This is a genomic window from Pseudomonas sp. JL27(2026) (genome assembly GCF_056933555.1).
Genome location: NZ_CM167794.1, coordinates 2,527,571 through 2,553,234 on the forward strand (window position 1 = coordinate 2,527,571; position 25,664 = coordinate 2,553,234).

27 protein-coding genes are annotated in these 25,664 nt (G+C 61.4%); 10 read left to right on the forward strand and 17 right to left on the reverse strand.

The genetic code is table 11. The features are described from left to right. Positions 1–15: 15 nt before the first annotated feature. The 4 genes from AC1Z1G_RS11510 to AC1Z1G_RS11525 all read right to left on the reverse strand — a co-directional run bounded on the left by AC1Z1G_RS11510 (position 16) and on the right by AC1Z1G_RS11525 (position 3,627). Positions 16–465, reverse strand: a complete 450-nt coding sequence (locus AC1Z1G_RS11510; RefSeq protein ID WP_483623469.1) for a DcrB-related protein — start codon at positions 463–465, stop codon at positions 16–18. A 29-nt stretch (positions 466–494) separates the two neighbouring features. Continuing rightward, on the reverse strand, positions 495–2,450 hold the full coding sequence (locus AC1Z1G_RS11515) for a type VI secretion system Vgr family protein (RefSeq protein ID WP_483627026.1): 1,956 nt from the start codon (positions 2,448–2,450) through the stop codon (positions 495–497). Between the two features lie 72 nt (positions 2,451–2,522). Continuing rightward, positions 2,523–3,041, reverse strand: a complete 519-nt coding sequence (locus tag AC1Z1G_RS11520) for an Hcp family type VI secretion system effector (RefSeq protein ID WP_347903517.1) — start codon at positions 3,039–3,041, stop codon at positions 2,523–2,525. A 367-nt stretch (positions 3,042–3,408) separates the two neighbouring features. Beyond that, on the reverse strand, positions 3,409–3,627 hold the full coding sequence (locus tag AC1Z1G_RS11525; protein ID WP_483627027.1) for an AbrB/MazE/SpoVT family DNA-binding domain-containing protein: 219 nt from the start codon (positions 3,625–3,627) through the stop codon (positions 3,409–3,411). Positions 3,628–3,903: 276 nt separating this feature from the next. Between AC1Z1G_RS11525 and fabV the strand changes: the two genes are divergently transcribed. The 3 genes from fabV to AC1Z1G_RS11540 all read left to right on the forward strand — a co-directional run bounded on the left by fabV (position 3,904) and on the right by AC1Z1G_RS11540 (position 7,004). Next, positions 3,904–5,100, forward strand: coding sequence for an enoyl-ACP reductase FabV (fabV, locus tag AC1Z1G_RS11530; protein WP_483627028.1), 1,197 nt, complete (start codon positions 3,904–3,906; stop codon positions 5,098–5,100). Between the two features lie 55 nt (positions 5,101–5,155). Further along, positions 5,156–5,614, forward strand: a complete 459-nt coding sequence (locus AC1Z1G_RS11535) for an NUDIX hydrolase (protein WP_483627029.1) — start codon at positions 5,156–5,158, stop codon at positions 5,612–5,614. Between the two features lie 316 nt (positions 5,615–5,930). Next, complete coding sequence (locus AC1Z1G_RS11540) at positions 5,931–7,004, forward strand: hypothetical protein (RefSeq protein WP_483627030.1); 1,074 nt, start codon at positions 5,931–5,933, stop codon at positions 7,002–7,004. A gap of 58 nt (positions 7,005–7,062) precedes the next feature. On the opposite strand, the gene ppnN is transcribed toward AC1Z1G_RS11540, so the two are convergent. Next, positions 7,063–8,436, reverse strand: coding sequence for a nucleotide 5'-monophosphate nucleosidase PpnN (ppnN, locus tag AC1Z1G_RS11545; protein WP_483627031.1), 1,374 nt, complete (start codon positions 8,434–8,436; stop codon positions 7,063–7,065). Between the two features lie 263 nt (positions 8,437–8,699). Here ppnN and AC1Z1G_RS11550 point away from each other — a divergent pair, with 263 nt between their 5' ends. After that, positions 8,700–9,245 carry a DUF3087 domain-containing protein gene (locus tag AC1Z1G_RS11550; RefSeq protein ID WP_483627032.1) on the forward strand — a complete coding sequence of 182 codons (546 nt, stop codon included), beginning with the start codon at positions 8,700–8,702 and terminating at the stop codon, positions 9,243–9,245. Positions 9,246–9,279: 34 nt separating this feature from the next. Here AC1Z1G_RS11550 and AC1Z1G_RS11555 read toward each other — a convergent pair whose 3' ends face one another. The 6 genes from AC1Z1G_RS11555 to AC1Z1G_RS11580 all read right to left on the reverse strand — a co-directional run bounded on the left by AC1Z1G_RS11555 (position 9,280) and on the right by AC1Z1G_RS11580 (position 14,489). Then, positions 9,280–10,188, reverse strand: coding sequence for a MurR/RpiR family transcriptional regulator (locus tag AC1Z1G_RS11555; protein WP_483627033.1), 909 nt, complete (start codon positions 10,186–10,188; stop codon positions 9,280–9,282). Positions 10,189–10,311: 123 nt separating this feature from the next. Next, entirely contained in the window at positions 10,312–11,076 is a 765-nt protein-coding gene (locus AC1Z1G_RS11560) for an ABC transporter ATP-binding protein (protein WP_483627034.1), read from the reverse strand. An 18-nt stretch (positions 11,077–11,094) separates the two neighbouring features. Continuing rightward, positions 11,095–12,207: a succinylglutamate desuccinylase/aspartoacylase family protein gene (locus AC1Z1G_RS11565; protein WP_483627035.1), complete on the reverse strand. Its 1,113-nt coding sequence runs from the start codon at positions 12,205–12,207 to the stop codon at positions 11,095–11,097. Positions 12,208–12,216: 9 nt separating this feature from the next. After that, positions 12,217–12,912, reverse strand: coding sequence for an ABC transporter permease (locus AC1Z1G_RS11570; protein WP_483627036.1), 696 nt, complete (start codon positions 12,910–12,912; stop codon positions 12,217–12,219). 17 nt (positions 12,913–12,929) lie between these two features. Next, positions 12,930–13,619 carry an ABC transporter permease gene (locus AC1Z1G_RS11575; RefSeq protein WP_483627037.1) on the reverse strand — a complete coding sequence of 230 codons (690 nt, stop codon included), beginning with the start codon at positions 13,617–13,619 and terminating at the stop codon, positions 12,930–12,932. 93 nt (positions 13,620–13,712) lie between these two features. Next, positions 13,713–14,489, reverse strand: coding sequence for an ABC transporter substrate-binding protein (locus AC1Z1G_RS11580; protein WP_483627038.1), 777 nt, complete (start codon positions 14,487–14,489; stop codon positions 13,713–13,715). A 371-nt stretch (positions 14,490–14,860) separates the two neighbouring features. On the opposite strand from AC1Z1G_RS11580, the gene AC1Z1G_RS11585 reads away from it, so the two are divergent. The 4 genes from AC1Z1G_RS11585 (at position 14,861) to AC1Z1G_RS11600 (ending at position 17,570) form a co-directional block, all read left to right on the forward strand. Beyond that, a complete protein-coding gene (locus tag AC1Z1G_RS11585) occupies positions 14,861–15,559 on the forward strand; it encodes an AzlC family ABC transporter permease (RefSeq protein ID WP_483627039.1) in 699 nt (232 codons plus the stop codon). After that, on the forward strand, positions 15,556–15,870 hold the full coding sequence (locus AC1Z1G_RS11590; RefSeq protein ID WP_483627040.1) for an AzlD domain-containing protein: 315 nt from the start codon (positions 15,556–15,558) through the stop codon (positions 15,868–15,870). The genes AC1Z1G_RS11585 and AC1Z1G_RS11590 overlap by 4 nt, the downstream gene beginning before the upstream one ends. A gap of 43 nt (positions 15,871–15,913) precedes the next feature. Then, positions 15,914–16,183, forward strand: coding sequence for a barstar family protein (locus AC1Z1G_RS11595; RefSeq protein WP_483627041.1), 270 nt, complete (start codon positions 15,914–15,916; stop codon positions 16,181–16,183). A 340-nt stretch (positions 16,184–16,523) separates the two neighbouring features. Continuing rightward, positions 16,524–17,570: a class I SAM-dependent methyltransferase gene (locus AC1Z1G_RS11600; protein WP_483627043.1), complete on the forward strand. Its 1,047-nt coding sequence runs from the start codon at positions 16,524–16,526 to the stop codon at positions 17,568–17,570. 72 nt (positions 17,571–17,642) lie between these two features. Here the strand turns inward: AC1Z1G_RS11600 and AC1Z1G_RS11605 are convergent, their stop codons facing one another. The 5 genes from AC1Z1G_RS11605 to AC1Z1G_RS11625 form a co-directional block, all read right to left on the reverse strand. Next, positions 17,643–18,044 carry a hypothetical protein gene (locus tag AC1Z1G_RS11605; RefSeq protein ID WP_483627045.1) on the reverse strand — a complete coding sequence of 134 codons (402 nt, stop codon included), beginning with the start codon at positions 18,042–18,044 and terminating at the stop codon, positions 17,643–17,645. A 74-nt stretch (positions 18,045–18,118) separates the two neighbouring features. Then, positions 18,119–18,577 carry a GNAT family N-acetyltransferase gene (locus tag AC1Z1G_RS11610; RefSeq protein ID WP_483627047.1) on the reverse strand — a complete coding sequence of 153 codons (459 nt, stop codon included), beginning with the start codon at positions 18,575–18,577 and terminating at the stop codon, positions 18,119–18,121. A gap of 88 nt (positions 18,578–18,665) precedes the next feature. Further along, entirely contained in the window at positions 18,666–21,341 is a 2,676-nt protein-coding gene (locus AC1Z1G_RS11615) for a DUF4132 domain-containing protein (RefSeq protein ID WP_483627049.1), read from the reverse strand. 6 nt (positions 21,342–21,347) lie between these two features. Next, positions 21,348–21,746, reverse strand: a complete 399-nt coding sequence (locus AC1Z1G_RS11620) for a hypothetical protein (protein ID WP_483627051.1) — start codon at positions 21,744–21,746, stop codon at positions 21,348–21,350. Between the two features lie 83 nt (positions 21,747–21,829). Further along, complete coding sequence (locus tag AC1Z1G_RS11625) at positions 21,830–23,047, reverse strand: acetylornithine/succinylornithine family transaminase (RefSeq protein ID WP_483627053.1); 1,218 nt, start codon at positions 23,045–23,047, stop codon at positions 21,830–21,832. A 102-nt stretch (positions 23,048–23,149) separates the two neighbouring features. Here AC1Z1G_RS11625 and AC1Z1G_RS11630 point away from each other — a divergent pair, with 102 nt between their 5' ends. Continuing rightward, entirely contained in the window at positions 23,150–24,055 is a 906-nt protein-coding gene (locus AC1Z1G_RS11630; RefSeq protein ID WP_483627055.1) for a LysR family transcriptional regulator, read from the forward strand. 248 nt (positions 24,056–24,303) lie between these two features. After that, entirely contained in the window at positions 24,304–24,849 is a 546-nt protein-coding gene (locus AC1Z1G_RS11635; protein ID WP_483627057.1) for a DUF4174 domain-containing protein, read from the forward strand. A 104-nt stretch (positions 24,850–24,953) separates the two neighbouring features. Here AC1Z1G_RS11635 and AC1Z1G_RS11640 read toward each other — a convergent pair whose 3' ends face one another. Then, positions 24,954–25,484, reverse strand: a complete 531-nt coding sequence (locus tag AC1Z1G_RS11640; protein ID WP_483627059.1) for a GNAT family N-acetyltransferase — start codon at positions 25,482–25,484, stop codon at positions 24,954–24,956. Positions 25,485–25,664: the final 180 nt, after the last annotated feature.

The window sequence follows — 25,664 nt, forward strand, 5'->3', positions numbered from 1 at the left end:
AAGGCCGGAGTGGGCTCAAGGGGTGGCGGTCACAGGCGGATGGGCCTTGAAGCTGGCCAGTACGTCCGCCCAGAGCTGGTTCAACGGATCGTCGAACGGCACCTGGCAGGTGGCGGTGAACACCAGCACGCGTTCGGGCGCCACGATGAACGCGGCCTGGCGCTGGTACACCGGGCGGCCATCGCTCTGGTAATGAGCATCGACCTGCTGGCCCGCTATCGGCGCCTGCGCCGACAGCACGACCGCGCTGAGGCCCTGGTGTTTGTACTTGCGCAGCTTGGCCGCAATCAGGCTGACCTGACGTTCGACGTAGTCGGTAAGGGCCTCGCCCGGCAGCGTGTTATCGCGTGAGACCGTCAGGCTGAACGGTGCCGGCAGGGCGACACTGGGGACAAACATGTTGACGCTGCGGTCATGAAAGCCAGCGGGCAGAGTGAGGCTGCCTTCCTGTAGCAAGTAATCCATTTACGTCATCTCGTCCGTGGGGATGTTGTTCAGATAGCGGGTGCCGGTGGATTGGAGAACACCCCATCGACCTTCGCCTCGATCGTGCCTTGGGCACCATCGGCCTCCGGCGTAGCGATTGCCGCGCCTCCGGGCATGTTGATGTCGAGTTTTCCGCCGGTATTGATTTGCGCGTCGCCCGTCACCGAAAAGTTGAACGAGGTGCCGTAGAGGTTGATCGCCCCGTCCGCCGTCATCTCGATGACGCTCTGGCCACACACCAGCCGCAGTTTTTCACCGGCCTCGATCATGTATTGGGTGCCGATGCTGTCCAGTTTCGTGCCGCCGACCTGCAAGGTGTCATCGACCTTGACCGTCCTGATCCGGTTTTGCCCGATGGTCACGGTTTCGTTCTGGCCCACCGAATGGACGCGGTTGACACCGACCCAATGGCTCTCGTTGTTCTCGACGGTGCAATCCTGGTTGCGCTGGGCGTGGATGAAGATCTGCTCCTGGCCAGCGCGGTCTTCGATGCGCAGTTCGTTGGAGCCGTTGCCGCCCAGGCTGCTGTTGGTCTTGAACACGCTGCGGGTTTTGTTCGCCGGCAGCGGGTAGGGCACGGGGGTGACCTTGTTCGGCACACAACCGGTGATCAGCGGTTTGTCCGGGTCGCCTTCCAGGAAGGTGATGAACACTTCCATGCCGATGCGCGGGATGACCACCTGGCCATAACCGGGGCCTGCCCAACTGGACGCCACGCGTACCCAGCAACTGCTTTGGTCGTCGTAGCGGCCGTCGCGGTCCCAGTGAAACTGCACTTTGACCCGACCGTGTTCGTCGCAGTAGATCTCTTCGCCCTTGGGGCCGGTCACGATGGCGGTCTGGCTGGCCAGCACGGGTTTGCGGGGCGGCAGCGGCGGCCGGTAGAAAGTGGCCCAGGGGATGGCGTTGAACGTGTTGCGATAGCCCTGGACAAAGCCGTCCGAGAGTTGCACGTCGCTGGTGATGGACTCTTCGAGGACTTGCGGTTGCTTGCCTTCATGGCACACCTCGGTCAGCAGCCACAGGTCGTTCCACTCGGTGCGCGGGTGCTCGCCCAGTTGCAGAAAGTGACCGCAGACCAGGGTCGGCTGGTCGCTTTTACCGGCGACCTGGCGGTAGTCGGCGCGATGACGTTCCAGGGCGTGCTGGCTGAGCAACTTGCCTCGCTCGCGATCGGTGAACAGGCCTGGATAGTCGTAGTCTTCCAGGTCAGGCTGTTTGGCGTCCTTTTCCGGCTCGTAGTCAGACTCCAGCAGCATCCGCGGCTTCTTGAAGTCGTAATCGCGGCGGGTGGTGCGGCTGGTGCGCGCTTCCAGGCGCAGGTCGAACGCCTTGATCACCGGTTCGGTGGCAGCCATGCCGCTGTCCGGTTGATAGGCGGTGGGGCGGCCGAGTTTGGGGAACACGGTCTGGTCGTCGCCAAACACCAGCACGTGCCCGGTGCGACTGTGCTGGAAGTGGTAGTGGATACCTTCTTCCTCGCACAGGCGCTGGATGAATTGCAGGTCCGATTCATCGTACTGCACGCAGTAGTCGCGCGGGGGCAGCGGCGTACTCAGCGCAAACCGATAGGCATTGCCCAACAGGCCATGCTCTTCAAGGATCTGCGCAATGATGCGGTTGACCGGCAACTGCTGAAAAATACGTTGGTTGTGGCGTTGGCTCAGGTAGGCGAGTTGCGGCCTCAGCGTCACGCTGTAGCGGGTCAGGCGTTTACCGCTGGCCCCTTGGGCGACTCGGTAGACTTGCCCGTGAATGCCGCTGTCGGTGTCGTTGAAGGCCAGAAAGGCTTGCTTGTGCAGCAGGCTTTCGAGGTCCAGGTCCGGGCGTTCGCTGACCAGTTCCACTTCGAAGGCAAACGGCGTGCTGAGCGCCTCCTTGCCGGTAAAGGAGAGCACTTGAAGGTCATGCGCAAGGTCGTCGATAGACAGGCTGAAATGCGTCTGGTGGGCAGGGCTGAACATCCATTGTTCCTCAAGCGCCGAAGTGACATCGACCAGCAAGGCTGGCCGATGTGTTGTAACGGTCGGCCAGACTTAGCCAGCGACCGGGGAACGCCAGTCATCGGAACCCGAAGTACCGGATACTTCGTGGGTCCAGGTGATTTTGCGGTAGGTGAAGTGCACGTCTTCCAGGTGGGTGAAGTGCGAGTTCGACGGGTCCTGGCAGTTGTGCATGTAGTCCTTGATGTCCACGATGATCGCGTCTTCAAGTTTGGTGGTGTAGTAGTGCTCTTGGGTGCCGGCAGCGGAGGTGCGGTACCACTTGATTTCGATCGTGGTCATGCGCTCGCCCGAGGTCAGGGCAGCCAGCAGCAGTGGGGAAGCCTTGTCGAAGACTTTGGTGATAACCACGGGTTTGTGAACGCGCTGGCCGGTGGGTTGGCCGGATTGCGGGTCACGCGGGATGATTACTTCGTGGCTGAAACCCTGAACCATGACCTGGTCTTCGTGACCTTCCTGGTAGGTGTTGCCAACGGAGTCAGCGGTGAAGGCGCCGGCAGTGATCAGGCCTTGTTTTTCGCCGGTGACGGACATATACGCTGGTGTTGCCATGGATGCTCTCCTTGCTGACATAAATGAGATAGCCCGGGGGCGAAATCGCCCGGTGGGTGATCTTTATGTATCAAGGTTTGTGCCATGTATGAAAATCACTAGTTAAATCAATTTATTAGGTGTGGTCTACGTGGGATTTTGCCTTCTGGTGTGTAGGAAGGGTCGCTAAAGTGCGCAAGAAGTTGCGCAGTACTGCGCAAGAAGTTGCGCACTCGGCTACAAGCCAGGTGGGCCGTGGGCTGTAGGGGGTTGGCGGGCGAATTTCTGGAAACAAGTGCGCAAGAAGTTGCGCAGTTGTGTTTTTTTGTCCGGGCCAGGAAAAGGACTCGTCCGGGACGCTCAAGAGCTTTTGGCGTGTCCGTTCAGATCAGCGTCCGGATGAGCTGTCGAGTGTTTCCAGCAGATCATCGAGGCGATCCCGAAGCCTCGGGGTCTTCGATAATACGATGACTTGCGTGGCGGCATCGGCTTCAACGATGTACAGGCTGTCGCCCACATCAACGCCGAGCTCCTGCAGCGCTGCATCCGGAATGCGGATGACACCGTCCCCGTTCCAGTCTTCGATGGTGACTTTCAAGCTGTTCATGATGATCTTCCCATTGGTGTTTTCAAGTACTGGGTACCGGCCTGGGCAGGGTACCAGACACACACAATCCGCCCGACAATGGTGTTGAAGATCTACAGTGATCCTGACCTGTGCCGGCCTCGCCCGGCCGAGGGTTGGGCCGGGTACCTCATGCGATTGCCGGATAACAAATACCGCTTGTCGTGACGCGTAGCCATTTCGAGCGTCTTTACCTTGGACAAATGACACTATGCCGCCCGTGCCGGCGTTTAGCCTATTGGAAAAAGGAGGTCTTTAATGATCATCAAACCGCGTGTACGTGGCTTTATCTGCGTGACAACTCACCCGGTTGGCTGCGAAGCCAACGTCAAGCAACAGATCGACTACGTGACCCAACAAGGCCCTATCACTGATGGGCCGAAGAACGTTCTGGTGATCGGCGCATCGACCGGCTACGGTCTGGCCGCGCGTATCAGCGCAGCGTTTGGCAGCGGCGCCAATACGCTGGGCGTATTCTTTGAACGTGAAAGCGCCGAAGGCAAACTCGGCACGGCCGGCTGGTACAACAGCGCTGCCTTTCACACATTCGCCGAGGCCGAGGGCCTGTATGCCAAGAGCATCAACGGTGATGCGTTCTCCGACGAAGTCAAACGCCTGACCATCGAAACCATCAAGCGTGACATGGGCAAAGTCGACCTGGTGGTCTACAGCCTTGCGGCCCCGCGACGCACGCACCCTAAAACCGGTGAAGTGTTCAGCTCGACACTCAAGCCCCTGGGCAAGTCGATCGAAATGCGTGGCCTGGATACCGACAAGGAAGTGGTCAAGGTCACGACCCTGGAGCCAGCCACCCAGAGCGAAATTGACGGCACTGTCGCGGTCATGGGCGGCGAAGACTGGCAGATGTGGATCGACGCGCTGCTTGAAGCCGACGTGTTGGCCGAAGGCGCCAAAACCACCGCGTTCACCTACCTGGGTGAGAAGCTGACCCACGACATCTACTGGAACGGTTCCATTGGCGCGGCCAAGAAGGACCTGGACCAGAAGGTCCTGAACATTCGTGATCAACTGGCCACGTTGGGCGGTGATGCACGTGTGTCGGTACTCAAAGCCGTAGTGACCCAGGCCAGCTCCGCGATCCCGGTCATGCCGCTGTACCTGTCGCTGCTGTTCAAGATCATGAAAGAGCAAGGCACCCACGAAGGTTGCATCGAGCAGGTGTACGGTTTGTTCAAGGACAGCCTGTACTCGTCGTCGCCAGTGATCGATGCCGAGGGTCGCTTGCGCGCCGACTACAAGGAATTGCAGCCGGAAGTTCAAGAGCGCGTGCAGGAGTTCTGGAATCAGGTCAGCAACGAGAACCTCTACGAACTCACCGACTTTGTCGGTTACAAAACCGAATTCCTGCGTCTTTTCGGGTTTGAAATCCCAGGCGTGGACTACGAGGCCGACGTTGAACCGAATGTGCGGATCACCAACCTGATCCAGGCGTGATCACGCGATAGGGACAGGGCACATGACGACGCAGGTTCAAAGAAGGGAATCACCGATGCGTGAACGCAAGTCAGCCAGACTGCTCGTCGTCAGCCCTGCCCGCAAGGTGCTGTTGTTCCGCTTCCTGCACAAGGACGGAGCCCTTGCCGGGCGCGACTATTGGGCCACGCCCGGTGGCGGCCTCGAAGACGGTGAAACGTTCGAGTCGGCGGCTATTCGGGAGCTGCGTGAGGAAACCGGTATCCAGATCAACGCGGCAGGAGCACCTGCCGCTGAGCGGGCATTTCCCATGATGCTGCCTAGTGGTGAAACGGTCATGGCCGTCGAGCGCTATTTCGTGGTGCACGCGGCCGATGAACAGCTTTCACGCAGTGAATGGACAGCGGACGAACTCCAGGTCATGGCCGATCATCGGTGGTGGCCTGAATCAGACCTGCGGCAGACCCTGGACGTGGTATGGCCCGAAGGCCTGATTGAAATGCTGGAAAGCGTCGCAGCTTTTCAGCGAGATTAGTCGACCCCGCCATCCGGCGACTCATGTGTGGCCGGGTGACGGCTCACTCAAGCATTTGCAGATTTCCTGCCGGGCGTTGCGGTAGGGCCCATGCTGGTTGTTGCCTGGCTGGGCGCCTGACGGGGGCCAGAAACAACCAGACTCCAGCCCGCCGCCATCCTTGATATTCCATTCTCCGGGTTCCGGACTGTTGCATCCGGCGCGGGGTTTTCTGTGCTGCCTATACTCACATCAGCGTGGTCGCCAGCGCAGGGTTGTCGGGTTCGCCGGGCGTTGGCCTGGACTGCGGTCGAATCTCTTTCGGGGGGCTGCGATCTTGCGCCAGCATTCCTTGATCGTTGCCTTGCTGGTGGTGTTGGCGGGATGCGCCAGCCCTCATCACACCCTCGAAAACCCCACGCCCGTGGTGGTATCCCCAAGCACCTGGCGGCAGGTTGACCGGGAAATCGTCAGCGCCTCGCACTCTGCAACCAGCCAGGCAAAAGAGTATGCACACGGCACCATGGAGTACTGGCGTACCCGAGTCTTTGAACAGACTGAAGAACGCTTCATCCCGTGGTTCAGCAGTTACTGGACCCAGGAGTGGCTGGAAATCAAAGTGAGCTGGTACGCGCTGAGTACCTCGGGTGAGAGTGACCGGTCGGCGACGCGTCTGGCGGCTTACTTGCAGGAGCAGTACCACGACCGTGTGCTGGCACCCGTCGCCGTTGAGATAGACCCGGACGCGATCATGGCGCAGGCGACGGAGTTCTATGTCCAGTTGATGGGCAAGCAGTTGCAGGGCATCGCCCAGCGCTACCGACTCCCGGCGGACCAATTCGACCGGCGGCTCAATGAGGTTCCAGCGATTGCACTGGCGCCGCCTCCCACTTACAACGCTTCGCTCTATCAGCTCATCCATGCCGAGCCGCTTGCCAAACTGCCGGCCTATCAGGCGCTGATGGCGCGGATACAGGCATCGACGAGCGGTACGGAGGTCGGCGCATCACAGGCCGCGATCTCATCCGTGGCGAAACACACCAGCGAAAAGCTTGAGGCACAATTTGCCACCCGAGGGATCGGGGGGGCGATTGCTGCCGCAGTGGGGCGGGTCGCCGGCCTGGTCATTTCCGTGAGCATGGCGGGTGTGCGCGCCATCACCCATGAGAGCGAGCGGCCGGACATGGAGGCCCAGCTTCGCCAGAACCTGAGTGCGGCCTTCGACCAGGCGTGGCTGGCCATGCTGCAGAACCCGGCAACGGGTGTGATGGCCGGGGTGCACTATCTGGCCGGGCAGGTTGAAGGTCATTTTGCCGAACCACAGCCATCGGCACCGCTTGAGGCGCCCGTGCCAGAAGAGCCGCTGCGCCAGGACGCAGAGACGTCTGGCGAATACTGGCGCTCATGGTGACGCCTATGGCCGGCCGCCAGAGCCTGGACCTGGCGGCGGGCTGTTCATGCCGTAATGGTCAACTGACAACCTGATAGCAAGGCACATACGCGGCGCCACCCGGCAGCTTCATGCGGTGCTGTGCGACGAACGCTTGCAGCAAACGATCCAGCGGTTGCATGACGGCGGCATCACCTTTGATCTGGTACGGACCGTGTTGTTCGATCAGGCGGATGCCCTTGTCTTTCACGTTGCCGGCCACGATGCCGGAAAACGCGCGCCGCAGATTGGCGGCCAGCTCATGAGGCGGCAGCGTATGGCTCAATTGCAGGTCGGCCATGTTGGTGTGGGTAGGGTCGAACGGACGCTGGAAGCCTTCGTCGATTTTCAGCAGCCAGTTGAAGTGGAAGGCGTCGTTACGTTCGCGGCGGAACTGTTTGACGGTCTTCAGGCCAGCGGTCATCTGCCGTGCCACTTCCGCCGGGTTGTCGATGATGATCTGGTACTGGCTCTGCGCGGCTTCACCCAGGGTTGCGCCGACGAACGCGTGCAACTGCTCCAGGTACGGCGCTGCGCTTTTCGGCCCGGTGAGCACGACGGGGAAGGGCAGGTCCTGGTTGTCCGGGTGCATCAGAATGCCCAGCAGGTACAGGAATTCTTCGGCGGTGCCGGCGCCTCCGGGGAAAATGATGATGCCGTGACCGACGCGCACGAAAGCTTCCAGGCGTTTTTCGATGTCGGGCATGATCACCAGTTCATTGACGATCGGGTTCGGTGCCTCGGCTGCGATAATGCCCGGCTCTGTCAGGCCCAGGTAGCGACCGGTGGTGATCCGTTGCTTGGCGTGGGAAATCGTGGCGCCTTTCATCGGGCCCTTCATCACACCAGGCCCGCAACCGGTGCAGACGTCGAGGCTGCGCAGGCCCAGTTCGTGGCCGACTTTCTTGGTGTACTGGTATTCCTCTGTACTGATCGAGTGACCGCCCCAGCACACCACCATTTTCGGTTCCACGCCGGGGCGCAGGGTGCGGGCGTTGCGCAGCAGATGGAACACGTAGTCGGTGATGCCCTGGGAGCTGTCCAGGTCGATGCGCTGGCTGCCCAGCTCATTCTCGGTGTAGACGATGTCACGCAGGGCGCTGAAGAGCATCTCGCGGGTACTGGCAATCATCTCGCCGTCGACGAAGGCGTCGGCCGGCGCATTGAGCAGTTCCAGGCGCACGCCACGGTCCTGCTGGTGAATGCGAATCTCGAAATCCTTGTAGGCCTCCAGGATCGTCTTGGCGTTGTCGACGTGGGCGCCGGTGTTGAGGATTGCCAGGGCACATTGACGAAACAGGGTGTAAGTGCTGCCGGAGCCGGCTTCGCTGAGTTGCTGGACTTCGCGTTGGGACAGTGTCTCCAGGCTGCCTTTGGGGCTTACCGAAGCATTGATTACGTGTCTTGCGGTCATTCTGGGTTCCTTGAAAACAATGTCACCGACGCAGCAGGCCCTTGGCATCAGGGTCGTGAGCGCCGAAAACGGTCGCGTGTGGCGGGCATTTTGTCCGGCGTTCGGGCGGGAAAGCAAATCGTCAGGCCATTCGTTTCGCGGCGGGCGCGTTGCGCAGTATTGGTCACATAACCCGCTATTGCCCTGACTTGCCTGCAATAAGCGTGTGTGTGAGGGCATCAGAGGTGATAATGCCCCGCCATTTATCAAGGAGTGCTGAAGCGATGTTCGAGATCAAACCGTTCGATCCCGAGTCCTATCGACGTCAAACGCGAAAGAGCACCCTGGTCATTGTCCTGCTCTTCGTGTCGCTGGCGATGGTTTTGTCGACTGCGGCCGTGCTGGTGTTCGGCGAACCCGGCGGTGACAATTTCCGCTTCAATCTGGGGGGCGTCCTGGCGGCTCTGGCGGTGTGCGCGGCGCTGATGCGGCTTAAATTCTGGTCGCAACCGTGGATGGCGGCGGCGGTGTATGGCTGGCAGCTCAAGCGCAGCCTGATGAAAGTCACCAACGTCATGCATCAGGTGACCGATGCCGTGCAGGCTGGCGATGCGGCCGCGATGAAGTTGCTGCGGTTCTACCATTTGGGGGTGACGCAGATGTATCAACTGGACGCCAACTCCAGCGCCCTGAGCCAGATGGTCCGTGAAATCGACCAACATAAGGCGGCCATGCAAGCGCAGGGGCTGGAGGTCGATCAGAACCGTCTGGACCCTGCCTGGCTGGAATCGGTGAAGCAGGGCGCGACGGCTAAAAACACCTCGCGCTGACCCGGCGCCAAACCCGTACGGCAGCGCCCGTGCCTCACTTCTTCGAGGTTCTGCCGTTGCCGGGCAGGTGCAGGTAGGACATCACGCTTTCGGTCAGCTCGGTCGCCAGTTTCACGGTTTCCTTGTTGCGCGCCATCACGCCGGCGACCAGCCCTTCGATCAACGCCAGAACGGCAACGTTGGAACTGGTCAGCACCGGGTGGTCGGCGGCAGCGAATAGCACGTGCTGGGCGATGGGCGTCAAGGGCGAGGCCGGTGAGTCGGTGATCGCCAGTACCGTTGCCCCACGCTCATGGGCAAAGCGCGAGAGTTGCAGGGTGTCGAGGGAGTAGCGCGGCAATGAAATCGCCAGCAGCACGTCCTTGTCGGTAATCGCGGCCAGTCGGTAAGCCGCGTTTTCGTTGCCGCCCTCCATACTGATGGCGGTAGCGTCGGCGCAGAAGGGCATCAGGGTCGAGGCCGCAAGGCCGGCCATGTAGACGCTGTTGCCGAAGCCCAGGATGTAAATCTTGCGCGCCTGCGTAAGGCAGGTCACTACCGCCTCGAAGGTCTCGGGGTGGTTGAGGGTGCCTGTGGTGCCGAGGTTGCTGGTCGCGCTCTGGACTTGTTCATGCAGGCCGAACGCGCCACTGGGGCGGTGCGCCAGCTCATTGCGCAGCTTGTCCACCGGCGACACCATCTGCTGCAAGGTTGCCACCAGTTCGGCTTTCATGCCGGTGTAGCCCCCCAGGTCCAGGGCCTTGGCCAACCGGTTGACGGCGGCGGGCGAGGTGGACGTTTCGTGGGCCATTTCTTCGATGGTCAGGGTCGCGGCTTTCAGGGGGTGGCGCAGGATAAAGTCGGCGACCTTGCGCAGTGACGGCTGCAAGTCGGAGAGCACCTCGGCCAGTTTGCGCATGACCGGGGCGGCGTAGACGGTGGTGTTTTTCGTCGGGTTCGGCATATCCGGCTCAACATTCCTGAAGGTTAGAAGGGACCGTGCCGGGTGCCCTTGGCGTGAGTGCGGGCCAGTGTATCCGAAGCCGACCGTGGGTGTGCAGCACAGCACCAACGGTCGGCGAACGGCTTACTTCAAGCTGCCGGCGAGAAACTGCTGGAGCCGCTCGGACCGAGGGTTGACCAGCACTTCCCGCGGATTGCCGCGCTCCTCGACCTGGCCTTTGTGCAGGAACACCAGTTGATTGGAGACCTCGCGGGCAAACCCCATTTCATGGGTCACGACCACCATCGTCCGGCCTTCCTGTGCCAGGTCCTGCATGACCTTGAGTACGTCGCCGACCAGTTCCGGGTCGAGCGCCGACGTTGGCTCGTCAAACAGCATCACTTCCGGCTCCATTGCCAGTGCCCGGGCAATCGCCACGCGCTGTTGTTCGCCGCCGGACATGTGCGCCGGGTAGGCGCCCATGCGGTGCGCCACGCCGACTTTGTTGAGGTAGTGCTCGGCCTTTTCCCGGGCCAGTTTCTTGTCCATGCCTTGCACATGCACGGGCGCTTCCATGACGTTTTCCAAGGCGTTCATGTGCGACCACAGGTTGAAGTGCTGAAACACCATCGCCAGCCGCGAACGCATGCGTTGCAACTGTTTCGGCTCGGCGGCCTTGAGCCCGCCGAGTTTGGTGGGCACCAGCTTCAGTTGTTCGCCATTGAGCAGGATGTTGCCCGCGTTGGGTTGTTCCAGCAGGTTGATGCAGCGCAGGAACGTGCTTTTGCCGGAGCCGCTGGAGCCGATGATGCTGATCACGTCGCCAGCCTTCGCCTCCAGGGACACGCCCTTGAGCACCTCGTGGTTGCCGTAGCGTTTATGCAGATCCTGAATTTCAAGTGTGTTCATGGTGTCGGTTCTCTTGAGTCAGTCGCTGAGCAGGCGACCCTGGCGAATGGGTGTGCTGCCGGCGACCTTGGCCAACCACAAGCCGGGTTGGGCAAAACGCAGGCGTTCGCGGGCATACAGCACGCCGTCGGTGGTGGCGGTCACCACGCTGTGGCGGTCGTTCAGCGGGTCGATGACTTCGAACAGCGGGTCGCCCACCTTGATCTTCGCCCCCAGCGGTTGCAGGAAACTCACCACGCCTGGGTGCGGTGCATAGGCATATTGTGCGCCGGCAAAGGGCGTTGCTTCGCAGCAGGTGGACGGCGCATCCGGCCAGTCGCCGCGGATCAGCCCTTGCTCGGCGAGGTAGCCCAGGATCTGTTCGGCGCTGGCCATGCACGGTTCGCGCTCGGTGTCGGCCATGCCGCGCAACTCGATGGTGGTCGCCACGCACGCCAGGGGAATGTTGGCCAGCGGGAACAGTTCAGCCAGCCGCAGCCACGGTATTGCACATGCCTCGTCGAAGGCATTGCCGCCCGCGTCCTCGGCCAACAGCACGGCGCCAGCGTCCAGGCGCGCGGCCAGTGAACGCAGGCGTGGCCAGTTCTGGGGCAGGGCGTAAAGCAACATGATGGATTCGAAGTCGCAGTGCAGGTCCAGCACCACGTCGGCATCGCAGGCGTGTTGCAACAGCAGGCGACGCAAACCGTCGAGCTCCGATTCGGCCTGCGGCATGTCGGCGATGACTTCAATCATGGCGTGGCGGATCAATGCCACGTTGGCGTCGGCGTCATCGCCCAGTTGACCCTTCAGATGTACGGCAACCGCTTCGGCCAACTCCGGGAAGTCGCGGTTGAAGTTCTTGCCGCTGTTGAACTCGAAACGGCCCTGATGAGTGGCCTGGAACATCTGGCCGATCCCGATCGGGTTGGCCATTGGCACCAGTTCGATCACGCCGGTCAGTCGGCCCTGTTCTTCCAGTTCCCGCAGACGGCGTTTGAGTTCGACGGCAACGCGCATGCCCGGCAACTCGTCGGCATGCAGCGATGCCTGGATGTAAGCCTTGCGTTCGCCGCTGCCGAACCGAAACAACGACAGCGTGCGTTCAGTGCCGCTGGCGCTCCACGGCAGGACGTAATGAATGTGCTCCATGGGATTTCCTTAATGTTTGCGTGGGGCCAGATACGCCAGCCAGTGGCGCTCGGCGAGCTTGAACAGCCGAACGAGAATGAAGGTCAGGACCAGGTAGATCAGGCCGGCGGTAATGAAGGCTTCGAACGGCAGGTAGAACCGCGCACTGACGGTACGTGCCGCACCGGTGATGTCGACCAGGGTGACGATGGACGCCAGGCTGGTGGTTTGCAGCATCATCAGTACTTCATTGCTGTACTGCGGCAATGCCCGGCGCAACGCCGACGGCAGCAGAATGCGCCGGTACAGGGTGCGGCGTGACATGCCCATGGCCTTGGCCGCTTCGATCTCGCCGGGCGAGGTGGATTTGAGGCTGCCGGCCAGCAATTCCGCGCTGTAGGCGCTGGTGTTGATCGCAAAAGCCAGGCACGCGCAGAACGTCGCGCTGGACAGATACGGCCACAACACGCTTTGACGCACGGCTTCGAACTGCGCCAGGCCGTAGTAGATCAAAAACAGCTGCACCAGCATCGGCGTGCCACGAATGACGTAGGTGTAGAGCCACGCCGGGAAGTTGACCAGCGCCGAGCGAGACACACGCATCAACGCCAGCGGCACGGCGAGCATCAGGCCGAAGGCCAGGGAGATCAGCAGCAGTTTGAGGGTCAGTAACGCGCCACTGAGGTACAGCGGCAGGTTCTCCCAGATCAGGGTGTAGTCGAGCATGGTCGGTTAGCTCCCACTCACAGGTCGGCGGCTTTGATGCCGACCGAATAGTGTTTTTCCAGGTAGCGCAGCAGCAGCAACGAGACGCTGGTGAGCATCAGGTACAGCGCCGCCACGGCGAGGAAAAACGTAAAGGGTTCATGGGTCGCATCGGCGGCGTTCTTGGCCTTGAACATCATGTCCTGCAGGCCGATGACCGAGATCAGCGCGGTGGATTTGGTCAGCACCAGCCAGTTGTTGGTGAAGCCCGGAATCGCGAAGCGAATCATCTGCGGCACCAGAATCCGCCAGAACACCTGGGCGCTGCTCATGCCGTAAGCCGCGCCGGCCTCGGCCTGACCCTTGGGAATGGCCATGAAGGCACCGCGAAAGGTTTCCGACAGGTAGGCACCGAAGATGAAGCCCATGGTGCAGACGCCCGCCACAAACGGGTCGATGTCGATGTAGTGGGTGTAACCGAGCCCGAGGGCCGCGCGGTTCACCAGGTCCTGGCCGCCATAGAAAATCAGCAGGATCAGTACCAGGTCGGGAATGCCGCGAATCACCGTGGTGTAGCCTTCGCCCAGGGTCGCCAGCCATTTGATCGGTGACAGCCGAAACGCTGCACCGATCAGCCCCAGCGTAATGGCCAGCGCCATGGCGCTCAGGGCCAGATTGATCGACAGCCAGGCGCCATCGAGAATGCTCGATCCGTAGCCGTGAAGCATGATGAAGTTCCTCACCCGAAACGCCGGCAGGCGTGCGGGACCAGCAAGAAAAGTGGCGTCGGCGACAGGCCGACGCCAGCGTTACAGGAAGGCTTACTCGCCGTAGATGTCGAACGCGAAGTACTTGGCCATGACCTGCTGGTACTTGCCGTTGGCGCGGATCGCGTCAATCGCGGCGTTCAGGCGTGCGGCGTTCGCGCTATCGCCCTTGCGCACCGCAATGCCGGCGCCTCGGCCGAAGTATTTCGGGTCGTTGATGTCCGGGCCTACCAGCGCAAAACCATTCCCGGCCGGGGTCTTGATGAAGCTTTCATTGGTGTTGACGATGTCGGCGAGGGTAGCGTCCAGTCGGCCCGACACCAGGTCCAGGAACGCTTCGCTCTGGGCCGAGTACCGCACGATCTCGACGCCGGCCGGCGCCAGTTGTTCGGTGGCGTAGCGGTCATAGGTCGAGGAGCGCTGCACGCCGAGTTTCTTGCCTTTGAGGTCGACGGCCGGGTCGTTGATCACCTGGCCGGTCTTCATCGCGAACTTGCCGGGGGTGTGGTAGTACTTTTTGCTGAAGTCGACCGATTTCATGCGGTCTTCAGTGATCGACATCGAGGACAGTACGGCATCGATCTTGCGCACTTTGAGCGAGGGGATCATCCCGTCGAACTCCTGAATGACCCACTGGCATTTGACCTTCATCTCATCGCACAAGGCGTTGCCGATGTCATAGTCGAAGCCACTGATGTTGCCTTCCGGGGTCTTGAAGGAGAAGGGCGGGTAAGCGGCTTCGATCCCGATCCGCAGGCTGTCTTCGTCGGCGTGGGCCAGGCTGCCGAAGGCGCAAAGTGCCAGTGCAGCGAGAAGTCCGGTCTTGTTCATATTGTTGACTCCTGGGGTAAGGCGTAGAGGGCTGATCCGGGTAAAACCCCGGCGTGGGTGTTTTACGGTGTAGCGATCGGCCCGAATTGTTTTTGTGGGTGCCTTCCGGTCTGGCGGGGGTGTGTCAGGTGTTGCGTCCAGTGGAGGCTATAAATGACATGTTTTATTTCAAAAATCAATTTAATGAAAATAAAAACATCACCGCCGGTCCGGGCATGAAAACGGTACGATCGTGCCGATTGGCGCGGCGTGCGTGGCACAAGGCGTCCGGGGGTTGTCGCGGCGCTAAACGGCAACTGCGCAAGATTGTTCAAGACACAAGCGGGTGCGGCTGACACAGTCAGCAACCCTTTTGCGATGTGTTGAACGTTATGTCCGCCACTCTTTTACCTCGCAGTGCCTTTCTGCGCGGTGCCGCTGCCGTAATGCCCCTGTCCCTGGCGACTGCGCCGTGGGGATTGCTGGCAGGCTCCATGGCCATCGAGGCCGACCTCACCCCCCTGCAAGGCCAGGGTCTGTCGAGCATTGTGTTTGCAGGTGCAGCGCAACTGGTTGCCATTGGCATGCTCAAGGGCGGCGCGGGGATTTTTTCGATCCTGCTCACCACCGTGTTGCTGACGTCGCAGCATTTGCTCTACGGCATGAGCATGCGCCCGGTGATAGCCGGGTTGCCGGGGCGCTGGCGGGCGGGGCTGGGCTTTTTGCTTACCGACGAGCTGTTCGCGCTCACGAGCCAGCATGACAAACAGCAATTCAACCGCTGGTATGCCCTCGGGGTCGGCCTGACCTTTTACGTGGCGTGGAACCTGTTCACCCTGGCGGGCATTGTGTTGGGCAGCAGCATCCCGGGCCTTGAACACCTGGGGCTGGACTTCTCGATTGCGGCCACCTTCATTGCATTGATCACGCCCGTGGTGCGTAACGTGCCAACGGTGGTTTGCGTGGCGGTTTCACTGTTTTGCTCGGTGCTGTTCAACTACTGGCAGTGGGGTTCGGCGCTGGTCCTGGCCGGGTTGCTCGGCATGAGCGCCGGGTTTGTCTGCAACAAATTTTATGGAGCACGCACATGATGGTCTGGGCGGTCATCGTCGGGATGGGGTTGCTGGTATTCCTCAATCGCTACGTTTTTCTCGAGCCCCGGCTGCCGGTGCGTTTGAGCAGCAATGCGCGGCAGTTTCTCGGTTTTGCCGTGCCGGGCATGCTCACGGCCATTTGCGGCCCTATCGTGTTCATGCCCGACCACCAATTGAACCTGCACTACGACAATCCATACCTGCTCAGCTCGCTGGTCGCCATCGGCCTGGTGCTCTACACCCGCAGTACCTTGATCAGCATGCTGTTGAGCATGGGGTTCTTCTTTTTGTTGCGGTGGTGGATGTGAGTGGGGCGAAGCGAGACACAGATCTTTGACGGGGCCAGCATTCATGGAAATCAATCTGGAGGCGGTCGCCACCGCCGATGAGCTGCATACGCTCTTGAGTCAGGCGCTCGGTTTTCCTGACTGGTATGGGCGAAACTGGGATGCCTTCTGGGATGCCATCACCGGTTTGGTTGAAATGCCTGCCCACCTCAGGCTTTCAGGCTGGGAGGGTTTTGCCGAGCGTCTGCCGAACGATGCAAGGCTCATGCGCAACTGCTTGGCGAATATGAGCGATTTGCTGCCTGAGGCTGCGTCTGAGGTGGAGTTCGTCTGACAATATCGCCACGAACCTGCGCCATGGCGGTGACGTACTAAACTGATTCATCTGCCTGCACGGGAATATCGTCTGCACGCCGAGTAAGTGTCTTGGCTGATGCATCCCGGCGTTTGAGGTGTTGTTGTGTAAGGCACTGAACGCACTGCGTCCTGAGCCAAGAGGATGCGGTTGTGTGCTGTTCATCTCGAACGCACCTGGCGTTCGAGCGCTCGTGGTTCAGGCGACGGCCCGCAGCATTGCGTCCGCCGACCTGGTCATCCAACCGGCCACTGTCGAGCGGGGTACTGCCTCAACCAAAACCCTCCCGGGAGGTGGCCTTGCTACAGGAGGACACGCCATGGACGAGGCCAAACTCAACGATTTCATGGGCAAACTGGTGAGTGACATGGGCGCGGCCGCGCTGCTCGCCAATGTCATCCTCGGTGAAGAGCTGGGGCTTTACCGGGCAATGGCCGACAGCCAGCCTGTCACGCCCGAAGCACTGGCCAGCAAAACAGGCTGCAACGCCCGGCTGCTCCGCGAGTGGCTCAGCGCCCACGCGGCGGCGGGTTACATGGAACACTTGGACGGCCAGTTCCGCCTGCCGGAAGAACAGGCCCTGGCCCTGGCCATCGAGGACTCGCCGGTGTATGTCGCAGGCGGTGCGGTGGTGATCGCGGCGCTGTTTCATGACAAGGACAAACTGGTCGCCGCCATGCGCGGTAATGGCGCCCTGGCGTGGGGCGATCACCATCCCTGCATGTTCAGTGGCACCGAACGATTCTTCAGGCCCGGTTACCGGGCGCATCTGGTCGCCGAGTGGCTGCCGGCCCTTGAAGGTGTGGTCGACAAGCTTGAGGCGGGCGCCAAGGTGGCGGACGTCGGCTGCGGGCACGGCGCCTCGACGGTGATCATGGCGCAGGCGTTTCCGGCATCAAGCTTTGTGGGTTTCGACTACCACGCGCCATCCATCAGCACCGCCACCCAACGTGCGCAGGAGGGTGGGGTGGAGGACCGGGCAACCTTTGTCAAAGGCACGGCCAAGGACTACCCCGGCAAGGACTACGACCTGATCTGTTACTTCGATTGCCTCCACGACATGGGTGACCCGGTCGGCGCTGCCCGGCATGCCTACGAGTCACTCAAACCGGACGGCACAGTGCTGTTGGTCGAGCCTTACGCCAACGACCGGCTCGACGACAACATCACCCCGTTGGGGCGGTTGTTTTACGCCGCGTCGACCTTCATCTGCACGCCCAACTCGTTGTCCCAGGAAGTGGGCCTGGGGTTGGGGGCACAGGCAGGCGAGAAACGCCTGCACGACGTGTTTACCGAAGCCGGATTCACGCATTTCCGCCGGGCGACGCAAACACCGTTCAACCTGATTCTTGAGGCGCGCAAGTGATGGAACAAGGCTGAACAAGCCCTTGAAAAAAGGCCCTGAGGGCATGGCAATGCACTCAGGGCCCTCAGCGATTCAGGCGTCGCGCAACAGGTCCTGAGCGTTGAGCAGTGCGTAGAGAATTTCCGGGCGTTCCTCCAGTCGACGGCGAATGGTCGTGGGGATCGATTGGCGGGTTTTGCGGCACAGGCCGGGGAGTGCGTCGATCTGGATATCGATGCCACGCATGCTTCGTACGGTGCTGGACTTGGGGCGCATGCGCAGGCGGATGCCTAACAGCTCGTACATTCGGCGTTGCAGGTGTTCAAGGTCGGCCAGGCTGTCGACTTTTTCCAGTCGATCGAGCAGGCGTTTTTCCTCCTGGCGGGTAAGGCTGAGGATGCGCACATCCGCGCCCGGTGTGTCCAGCAACTGCTCACGCTCGCAGTTGCAGGCACCGGGTGGGCAGGGTTGTCGGACCGCAGTAGTGGACGTCATAGCCTCCCATCATAGCTACCGGCGCGTGCCTTTGCCGAACGGCTTTAAAAACGATCCGACGTGTCGCCACTGGCTCAGAGCAACCGCGTCATCAGCCATTGTTCCTTGTCCCACGCTTCAAACTGCTCCTCCACGATCCAGCCACGCTTGGCGTAGTAATCACGGCGGTCGTGGGTGTGCAGGTACAGTTTCGCGATGCCGCTCGCCCTGGCGTGGGCGCAGATACCTTCGATCAACTGTTCCGCGAGCCCCTGGCCTCGTGCTGCGGGTGTCACGTACACGCACGCGAGCCAGGGACCCAGATCGTGGCGCTCCGCCAGGTCATCCCGGGCGAGGGCCGCGCCACCCAGCAGCCGGCCCTGATCCATGGCAATCAGGCAGCGCCATTTGCCATTGGTTTGGCCAGCGGCAAACTCGCGCTGCCAGTCGGCCAAGGGTTGATCTTCAAACTCGTAGCGAAATTGCGCATGGACCCAGGCAGACATCGTGTCGCAATGGGCCATGTGATTTTCCAGCCAGTCGATGCGAGACATGGGCAGTCCTTTTCCAGAATGAGTGACCAATCAGGCAGGTAGCGTGAACGTCGGCGCCGGATTAAACCCGGTCGCCGACCTCCATTTCTTAAACCCTCGTCAACTGCCGCGCAATCGTTGGATCGGTGATTTTGTCGTCATCGATCAGCAGCAATGCCTTGGACAGAATGATCGACAACATGTTGTCACCTTCGAAGGGCAGGTACTGAGGTTCGGATTTCGACCGGGCCTTGGCGTCGGGGACGATGCACAGGTAGCGGTCCTCGGGTTGCATGAGGATGTTGCCCGAGCCGAGGTGGATCTTGTAGATCCCAAGCTTGCCGTTGACTTCCAGGAAGCGCCCGTGCAGCACCCACTTGTCGTTGAGACGGGTCATGCGCGGCAGCAGTTTCTCCAGCAGTTGCTTGCGGGTCTGGGCCGTGGCGCCCAATTCGCCGAACGAGTGGTTGTGCCAGTAATCGCGGTAGCGGCCATCCGGCCCGCCGTCAGCCCACAGCGGATCGTTGGCCAGGGAGGCCACGCCGACGAAGAGGTCGACATCGCGCATCACTTCACTGAGGGCCAGCGCTGGCACCTGGTCCAGCGGCAGCGGTGGCGCGTCGACCGCATTGCGCCAGTGTTCCGGTGCATAACCGCCACCGGCGGCATGGGCGCTGCGCTGCTCGGCCCCGGTGGGGTAGAAGCGCACCTGGTCGGTGCTCAGGCGCAGGAAAGCCCCGGAATCATTGGTGTCCTGGTCATAGTCATCGCCCACGCCCTCGATCCAGAATTCGGCCCGCAGCCCGAACGTCGGCAGTTCCTTGGAGGCGGGCGGGTAGGTGTCGTCCACCATCAGGCGCAGTTTGTTTTTCCAGCCTCGGGCAGCGGCCAGCGCATGGAATTGGTGCTGACGCAGGATGTGCGCTGCGAACCGGTTGGAGTAGTTGGCGGTGTGGCGCTCGGCGTCGGTGAGCAGGTACACCTCACGGTGCGCCTGCTTGAACGGCTGGGTAATCTGCAAGGTTTCGAGCCGGTCACGCCAGGCCAGAATCTCTTCGACAGAACGCCCGATCGGGTGCCAGAGACGGACCTGTGCTTCAGGCGACGGCAACAGCGGCGCGCCTTCAAGGGTTTGCAGTTGACCGTCCGAAAACACCACGGCGTTGTTGTGCTCGCCGTCCTGAATCGTCCAGATCAGCCGCCGCGCCAGCGTGCCGATCAGCGGGTGATCGAGGTAGCGTTCTTGCCACACGGCGAAGGGCCAGTGTTTGTCCAGCAGGAACATGGCATCCAGGCGCTCGGCCTGGGCGGGCAGCAGGGTGGCGATGTCCTTGGCCGCGCCTTGAAGCTCCTTGAGGGCTTCCTTGTCGTCGGTCTTGACCTTGGCCGGCACTGTTTTCTGGGGCGTACCGTCGGCACGAAACCAGCACAGCTCGACGTTCCTGCCATCGACCCGCAACTCGGCGAAGAACGCACCTTCAGCGAACGTCTCCCGACGCAGGCCAACGCTTTCCATGCCGTACACGGGAATCCCCAGCTCTTCGATCTGATCGCGAGGCAGTTGCAGGGCTTCGGCGGCGGCATTGAAGGCTTTTTCGATTTCTTTTTGCGCCGTACCGAATTTGACCCGCACCTTGAGCAGGGCCAGTTGCCCCACGGCGTCGATGGTCGGGATCTGCGACAGGGCGTAAATCGTGGCATTGCCCACTTTCGGCGCCCGTGGGCCCACGCCGCGAATCTTGCGATAGGCACTCAACGACAGTTTGGCGATGGCCCGTGTGAGTTCGCCGTCGACGATGCTCGGGGTCAGCCACAGTAGACCGCGCAGAACCGTGGCATTGAGGTCGTGCATGCGTGCGCTGTCGTCGTTGTTTTCCCAGGACAGGCACAGCAGCGGCATCGTACGGCCGGCATCGACTTTCGGGAACCAGCGCAGCAGGGCAGCGCGCAGGGCCTCGTCGCCGACCTTCGCCAGCAACGCCTGCGCAGTCTTCTGCCATTTGGGAGACGGGCGTGACGAGGTGGCGGTGCTCATGTGTTTGATCAGGGCGATCCAGTCTGCGCGGTCGTTAACCGGCAGCGCATCAATGTCTTCCAGCGCTTGGTGCGTCCACCATTCGCACGGGGCCAGCACCTGCCAGATGCCGTCGCCCAGCAGCAGGTCGACCTTGGCCAGTATCTGATCGCCCAGATTGATATCGTGGCCCAATTCGGCGCATTGGCTGCGCAGCAGCATGAGCTGTTGGCGCAGCGAATCGGTCAGCGGCGTCTGCGACGCGTGCTCGGCCAGCCACTCCACCACGTACAGCACGGGTTGTGTGCCGTAGTAGGCGAAGCGATAACTGCCGAACCACTCCAGCACGGGGTCGGCGAGCTGTGCCATGTCTGCGCCAGCCTGCATCAGCACCGTCATCGCGCCGGGGAGGGTGCCATAGTCGAACACTGAGTTGAACTGATGCCCGGTACTGTCGACACTGAGGTTGCCGTCATAGGCAAACGTGCGTTCAAGCATCGCCAGCACCAGGCGCGTGCGCTGGGCGTCATTACATTGATCGCCGTGAGTCAGGGCGCGAATCGGTTTAAGTACTCCCAGGGTGGCGAGCATGACGCCTGTCTGGCAATGCACGCCGTTCAATACAGGCAGGAGTTCGCTGATCACCTGGTGTTCATGGCGCAAGTGCGAATCGACCAGCAGCGGGTAGCCGTCCGGTCCGACCCGTTCGATCGGGCCGAGCGTGTCCTGCGGAAGGGTGTGGCGAAAGGCGCGCAGTTGTTCAAGTGCCATGGTCGTTCAGCCCCCTACCAGCGGTGTCAGCTTGATGAAGTTGACCACGCTGTCGTGGCGGATGGTCAGCGGCTCATCCAGGCTTTGCGCCTGACGGTCGTCGAGCAGAATGAAGAAGCCGTTGCGTTCGAATGCCTCGAACGCGATCTCCACCTGCTTGCGCCAGTCGATGGGGTGGGCCGCGTCTGGAGCCTTGCGTTCGCCGTTGAGCAAAACCTCTTGCGCCTCGGGAACCACCAGAGACTGCCGGCCGCTGGGGCTTGCCTGTTCTTGGCCTTGCACTTCCTGATAGACGCGCTCGCGAATCAACTGGCGAACCGTGATGGTCTCGGTGGGAAATTGCAGGGCAAACGAATCGAAAATCTCACCCGAAACCGATTCGTCGCGGACGGTAAGCGTTGCCATGGAACACTCCTTTTCTGGCAATGGGCACTGTACGAAGGGGCGCAGATTAACAGGCCGGGCCGAGGATTTCGATGCGCCGGTGACTACGCCGGCAAGCGCTCGGGCGCAGGCAACGCCTGAACCTGCTCGACCTCGCCGAGCGCGCGGCAAACGCCCCGCACGATCATTTCCACCTCGCGCTCATCGAGCATCAACGGCGGCAACAGGCGAATGGTTTTGCCCCGGGTCACGTTGATCAGCAGGCCATGCTCGCGGGCGGCGATCAGCGTCAGGTCGCGCACGGGGCGGGTCAGCTCGATGCCGATCATCAAGCCTTGGCCACGGATTTCCAGCACCTGCGGATGGTCGCTGAGTTCGACGCGCAGCCGGGCGAGCAAGCGTTCACCCTGACGTTGGGCGTTGGCCAGCAGGCCTTGTTCTTCGATGATGTCCAGCACCGTGCAGCCGACCCGGCACGCCAGTGGATTACCGCCAAACGTGCTGCCATGGCTGCCGGGCGTGAACAACTGCGCGGCTTTGCCCCGGGCCAGGCAGGCGCCGATGGGGATGCCATTACCCAGGCCTTTGGCGAGGCTCATCACATCGGGAACGATGCCTGCGTGTTGAAACGCAAACCACTGGCCCGTGCGGCCGATGCCGGTCTGGATCTCGTCGAGCATCAGCAGCCAGCCGCGTTGGTCACACAGCCCTCGCAGCGCTTGCAAGTAGCCCGGAGGCGGCAGTTGCACGCCGCTTTCGCCCTGGATCGGTTCCAGTAACACGGCCACGATACGTTGCCCATAAAGCTGATGCGCCTGGCGCACGGCCTCCAGGTCGCCGAAGGGCACTTTGATGAAGTCGCCGGGCAACGCCTGGTAGCTCAGCCGCACGGCCGGGCCATCGCTGGCGGACAGGGTGCCGAGGGTGCGCCCGTGAAAGGCGTTTTCCATGACCACCACCAGAGGCTGTTCGACGCCTTTTTGCCAGCCGTACAGGCGTGCCAGTTTCAGTGCGGTTTCGTTGGCCTCGGCGCCGGAGTTGTTGAAAAACGCCCGGTCCATGCCTGATAGGCGGGTCAGTTTCTGCGCCAGCCGCTGCTGCCAGTCGATGCTGTACAGGTTGGAGGTGTGCAGCAGCAAACCGGCCTGTTCGCTGATCGCGGCGACCACCCTTGGGTGGGAGTGACCGACATTGGTCACCGCAACGCCCGCCACCGCGTCCAGGTATTCGCGACCGGTGTGATCCCACAAGCGTGTGCCCAGGCCTTTGACAAAGCTCAGCGGCAAGGGTTGGTACGTGTTCATCAGGCAGGTGGCGGTCATGACATCAGGCTCCATCATCGGTCGGTGTTTATGCAGTATCGTTAGCCACCTGAGCTGGATAAACGTGCTGGGTCTTCAATCATTTTAAAGTTGAGCTTGATAATGGATTTATTCCAGGCAATGTCGGTGTACGTGAAAGTGGTGGAGACGGGCAGCATGACGGCCGCGGCGCTGGAGTGCGGGGTGTCCACCACCATGGTTGGCAACCACTTGCGCGCACTGGAACAGCGCCTGGGTGTGCGGCTGTTGAACCGCACCACGCGGCGCCAACGCTTGACCGAGTTTGGCACCGAGTACTATCAGCGCTGTCTTTCGGTGTTGGGGCTGGTGGCCGACTCGGAGCGTCTGGCCGAGCAGGCACAGGGCGAACCGGCCGGGACCTTGCGCATCACTGCGCCGCTGACGTTTGGCACCGAGCGCCTGGCGCCGGCCTTGAGCGAGTTCTCGCGGCGATGCCCGCAGGTCAAGGTCGATGTGGTGCTGACCAACCGCCGTCATGATCTGATCGACTCAGGTTTCGATGTCGCGATTCGCCTGGGCAATCTGGTGCCGCCCGGTCTGGTCGCCCGTCCGCTGGAGGACTACACCCTGACCCTCTGCGCATCGAAAGCGTACCTGGAACGGCGCGGCACGCCGCAATGTCCCGAAGACCTGCAATACCACGATTGCCTGGTGTTCGCGTATCCCGCCGGGGATGAGTGGAGTTCAGCGGAAAAACAATGGCGCCTGAGCGGTGACGATGGTGAGAGGCTGGTGCCGGTGTCCGGCCCGTTGATGATCAACAGCTCTGCCGGCCTGCATCAGGCAGCGCGGGCGGGAATGGGCGTGGTGATGTTGCACGATGCATTGGTCAATGAAGACTTGCAACAGGGGCGGTTGGTGGCGCTGTTGCAGGACTATCAACTGCCACGCCGGCCCATGAACCTGATCTACGCCCAGGATCGCTACCGCTTGCCGAAACTGCGGCGCTTTGTCGATTTCGCGCTGGAGCAATGGGGGCGGCCATGAGGCTACACCATCGCCAGTGGATGCTTGTGTTTGGGCGCGCCGAATAGGCGGTCGGTGGCGACCAAGGGCTTGCGCCTCGTCAAGCAATGGAAACAGCATAAGCCGTCATGTGTTGAGCGCAAACCGGTTGCGTAATGAGCGCGCTCGCCTAAGCTTTCGAGCAGCGTGGCAGATAATTCAGGGCTCGGTGCCTGGACCTTTTGCCGCGATGCGCAATCATAAAGCGTGGATATCTACAGGAGATGCGCATGTTCATTCGGTCATTGACCCTCGCTACTCTGCTCGCTGTCGCCGGCCCCTTGTTCGCCGCCGACAACGACACGCCCCTGGCCCAGGAACGCGGCAAGTCCCGCCCCCTGATCGTCATTGCCCCCAGCAGCATCGACCCGACCCTGGTCGCCTTGAAAAAAGCGCTGGAGGAACCGGCCAACCGCCAGGGGTTCACGGAACGCAACATGGTGCTCTACACGGTGGTCAACCTCATGGGGCAACGTGACGGCAAGGACCTCGATGCCCAGACCACGATGGCGCTGATCCGCGAACTCAAGCTGGGGGTCAGCGGTGCGACCAAAGTGATTCTGGTGGGCAAGGACGGCGAGAAAAAAATCGACCACACCGGTCCCATCGAGCCGAAGGAAATCTTCAGCACCATCGACCAGTTGCCGGCCGCCGAAAAAGAAACCGCCCCCCCTGTGGTCGCCGTGCCGGAAGCCGCACCGGCCAAGGGCGGCAAGGCAGCCAAACCCGGCAAGACAGCAAAACCTGCGGCACCGGCACAACCGCTGGATGACTGATGGCGTTTGCCACACACAACAAAGAAAAGGCCTCGCTGCGATTGTGCAGCGGGGCCTTTGTTTGTGTGGGTATAGGGAATGTGAGGCGCTAAGCCTCACCACTCTCAAGCTGCAGTCACCGAAAACCTGTAAACCAAATCGTCCACCGGCTCATTACCCAACGAGTACGCCAAGGGCTTGCGCTCGTTGAATACGAAGCCGCATTTCTCCAGCACTTTGCAGGACGCCGCGTTGCCGTCGGTGACGGTGGCCAGCAGGGTGTCGATCCCCAGGGTTTGGGTGGCGTAAGGGATGAGGGCGCGCAGCGATTCCGAACCATAGCCTTTGCCGTGATGCTCTTGCAGCAACAGGTAGCCGACTTCGGCTTCTGTACCGGTGTGATCGCTGAGTTTCAGTCCCGTCACACCCAGGGGCTCTCCGGTTTGCCGGTCGCGCAGGGTCAGGCACAACCAGTGGCTGGACGTCAGGCTCCAGTGCGGGAGCCGCGAGTCGAAGCGTTCGCGAATGTGTTCCGGGGAGAGTTCGTCAAGGACGTAGCGCATCACCTCAGGTTGTTGATGCAGCCTGAGAAACATCGGCCAGTCGGCCTCGGTGATGGGGCGCAGATGCAATCTGGGGGTGTGCAGTGCATGCATGAGTCTATCCCTGACGTTCTTGTTGAGCCGCTCAGAGTAGAAGCATATCGGGGCGCCGACAATCCCGCTCACGGTAGCCAGGGCTTTGTTTGAGGTAAAAAAGACCCGGCGTCACCGAAGTCACGCCGGGGGTGTTGCCAGGCAACGCACGGATATCGTGGGTCCGAACATTGCCTGTTG

Bases quoted from the DNA above. Each gene is read 5' to 3' on its own strand.
- AC1Z1G_RS11510 (WP_483623469.1), bottom strand. From the start codon at position 465: ATGGATTACTTGCTACAGGAAGGCAGCCTCACTCTGCCCGCTGGCTTT.
- AC1Z1G_RS11515 (WP_483627026.1), bottom strand. From the start codon at position 2,450: ATGTTCAGCCCTGCCCACCAGACGCATTTCAGCCTGTCTATCGACGAC.
- AC1Z1G_RS11520 (WP_347903517.1), bottom strand. From the start codon at position 3,041: ATGGCAACACCAGCGTATATGTCCGTCACCGGCGAAAAACAAGGCCTG.
- AC1Z1G_RS11525 (WP_483627027.1), bottom strand. From the start codon at position 3,627: ATGAACAGCTTGAAAGTCACCATCGAAGACTGGAACGGGGACGGTGTC.
- fabV (WP_483627028.1), top strand. From the start codon at position 3,904: ATGATCATCAAACCGCGTGTACGTGGCTTTATCTGCGTGACAACTCAC.
- AC1Z1G_RS11535 (WP_483627029.1), top strand. From the start codon at position 5,156: ATGCGTGAACGCAAGTCAGCCAGACTGCTCGTCGTCAGCCCTGCCCGC.
- ppnN (WP_483627031.1), bottom strand. From the start codon at position 8,436: ATGACCGCAAGACACGTAATCAATGCTTCGGTAAGCCCCAAAGGCAGC.
- AC1Z1G_RS11550 (WP_483627032.1), top strand. From the start codon at position 8,700: ATGTTCGAGATCAAACCGTTCGATCCCGAGTCCTATCGACGTCAAACG.
- AC1Z1G_RS11555 (WP_483627033.1), bottom strand. From the start codon at position 10,188: ATGCCGAACCCGACGAAAAACACCACCGTCTACGCCGCCCCGGTCATG.
- AC1Z1G_RS11560 (WP_483627034.1), bottom strand. From the start codon at position 11,076: ATGAACACACTTGAAATTCAGGATCTGCATAAACGCTACGGCAACCAC.
- AC1Z1G_RS11565 (WP_483627035.1), bottom strand. From the start codon at position 12,207: ATGGAGCACATTCATTACGTCCTGCCGTGGAGCGCCAGCGGCACTGAA.
- AC1Z1G_RS11570 (WP_483627036.1), bottom strand. From the start codon at position 12,912: ATGCTCGACTACACCCTGATCTGGGAGAACCTGCCGCTGTACCTCAGT.
- AC1Z1G_RS11575 (WP_483627037.1), bottom strand. From the start codon at position 13,619: ATGCTTCACGGCTACGGATCGAGCATTCTCGATGGCGCCTGGCTGTCG.
- AC1Z1G_RS11580 (WP_483627038.1), bottom strand. From the start codon at position 14,489: ATGAACAAGACCGGACTTCTCGCTGCACTGGCACTTTGCGCCTTCGGC.
- AC1Z1G_RS11585 (WP_483627039.1), top strand. From the start codon at position 14,861: ATGTCCGCCACTCTTTTACCTCGCAGTGCCTTTCTGCGCGGTGCCGCT.
- AC1Z1G_RS11590 (WP_483627040.1), top strand. From the start codon at position 15,556: ATGATGGTCTGGGCGGTCATCGTCGGGATGGGGTTGCTGGTATTCCTC.
- AC1Z1G_RS11595 (WP_483627041.1), top strand. From the start codon at position 15,914: ATGGAAATCAATCTGGAGGCGGTCGCCACCGCCGATGAGCTGCATACG.
- AC1Z1G_RS11600 (WP_483627043.1), top strand. From the start codon at position 16,524: ATGGACGAGGCCAAACTCAACGATTTCATGGGCAAACTGGTGAGTGAC.
- AC1Z1G_RS11605 (WP_483627045.1), bottom strand. From the start codon at position 18,044: ATGACGTCCACTACTGCGGTCCGACAACCCTGCCCACCCGGTGCCTGC.
- AC1Z1G_RS11610 (WP_483627047.1), bottom strand. From the start codon at position 18,577: ATGTCTCGCATCGACTGGCTGGAAAATCACATGGCCCATTGCGACACG.
- AC1Z1G_RS11615 (WP_483627049.1), bottom strand. From the start codon at position 21,341: ATGGCACTTGAACAACTGCGCGCCTTTCGCCACACCCTTCCGCAGGAC.
- AC1Z1G_RS11620 (WP_483627051.1), bottom strand. From the start codon at position 21,746: ATGGCAACGCTTACCGTCCGCGACGAATCGGTTTCGGGTGAGATTTTC.
- AC1Z1G_RS11625 (WP_483627053.1), bottom strand. From the start codon at position 23,047: ATGACCGCCACCTGCCTGATGAACACGTACCAACCCTTGCCGCTGAGC.
- AC1Z1G_RS11630 (WP_483627055.1), top strand. From the start codon at position 23,150: ATGGATTTATTCCAGGCAATGTCGGTGTACGTGAAAGTGGTGGAGACG.
- AC1Z1G_RS11635 (WP_483627057.1), top strand. From the start codon at position 24,304: ATGTTCATTCGGTCATTGACCCTCGCTACTCTGCTCGCTGTCGCCGGC.
- AC1Z1G_RS11640 (WP_483627059.1), bottom strand. From the start codon at position 25,484: ATGCATGCACTGCACACCCCCAGATTGCATCTGCGCCCCATCACCGAG.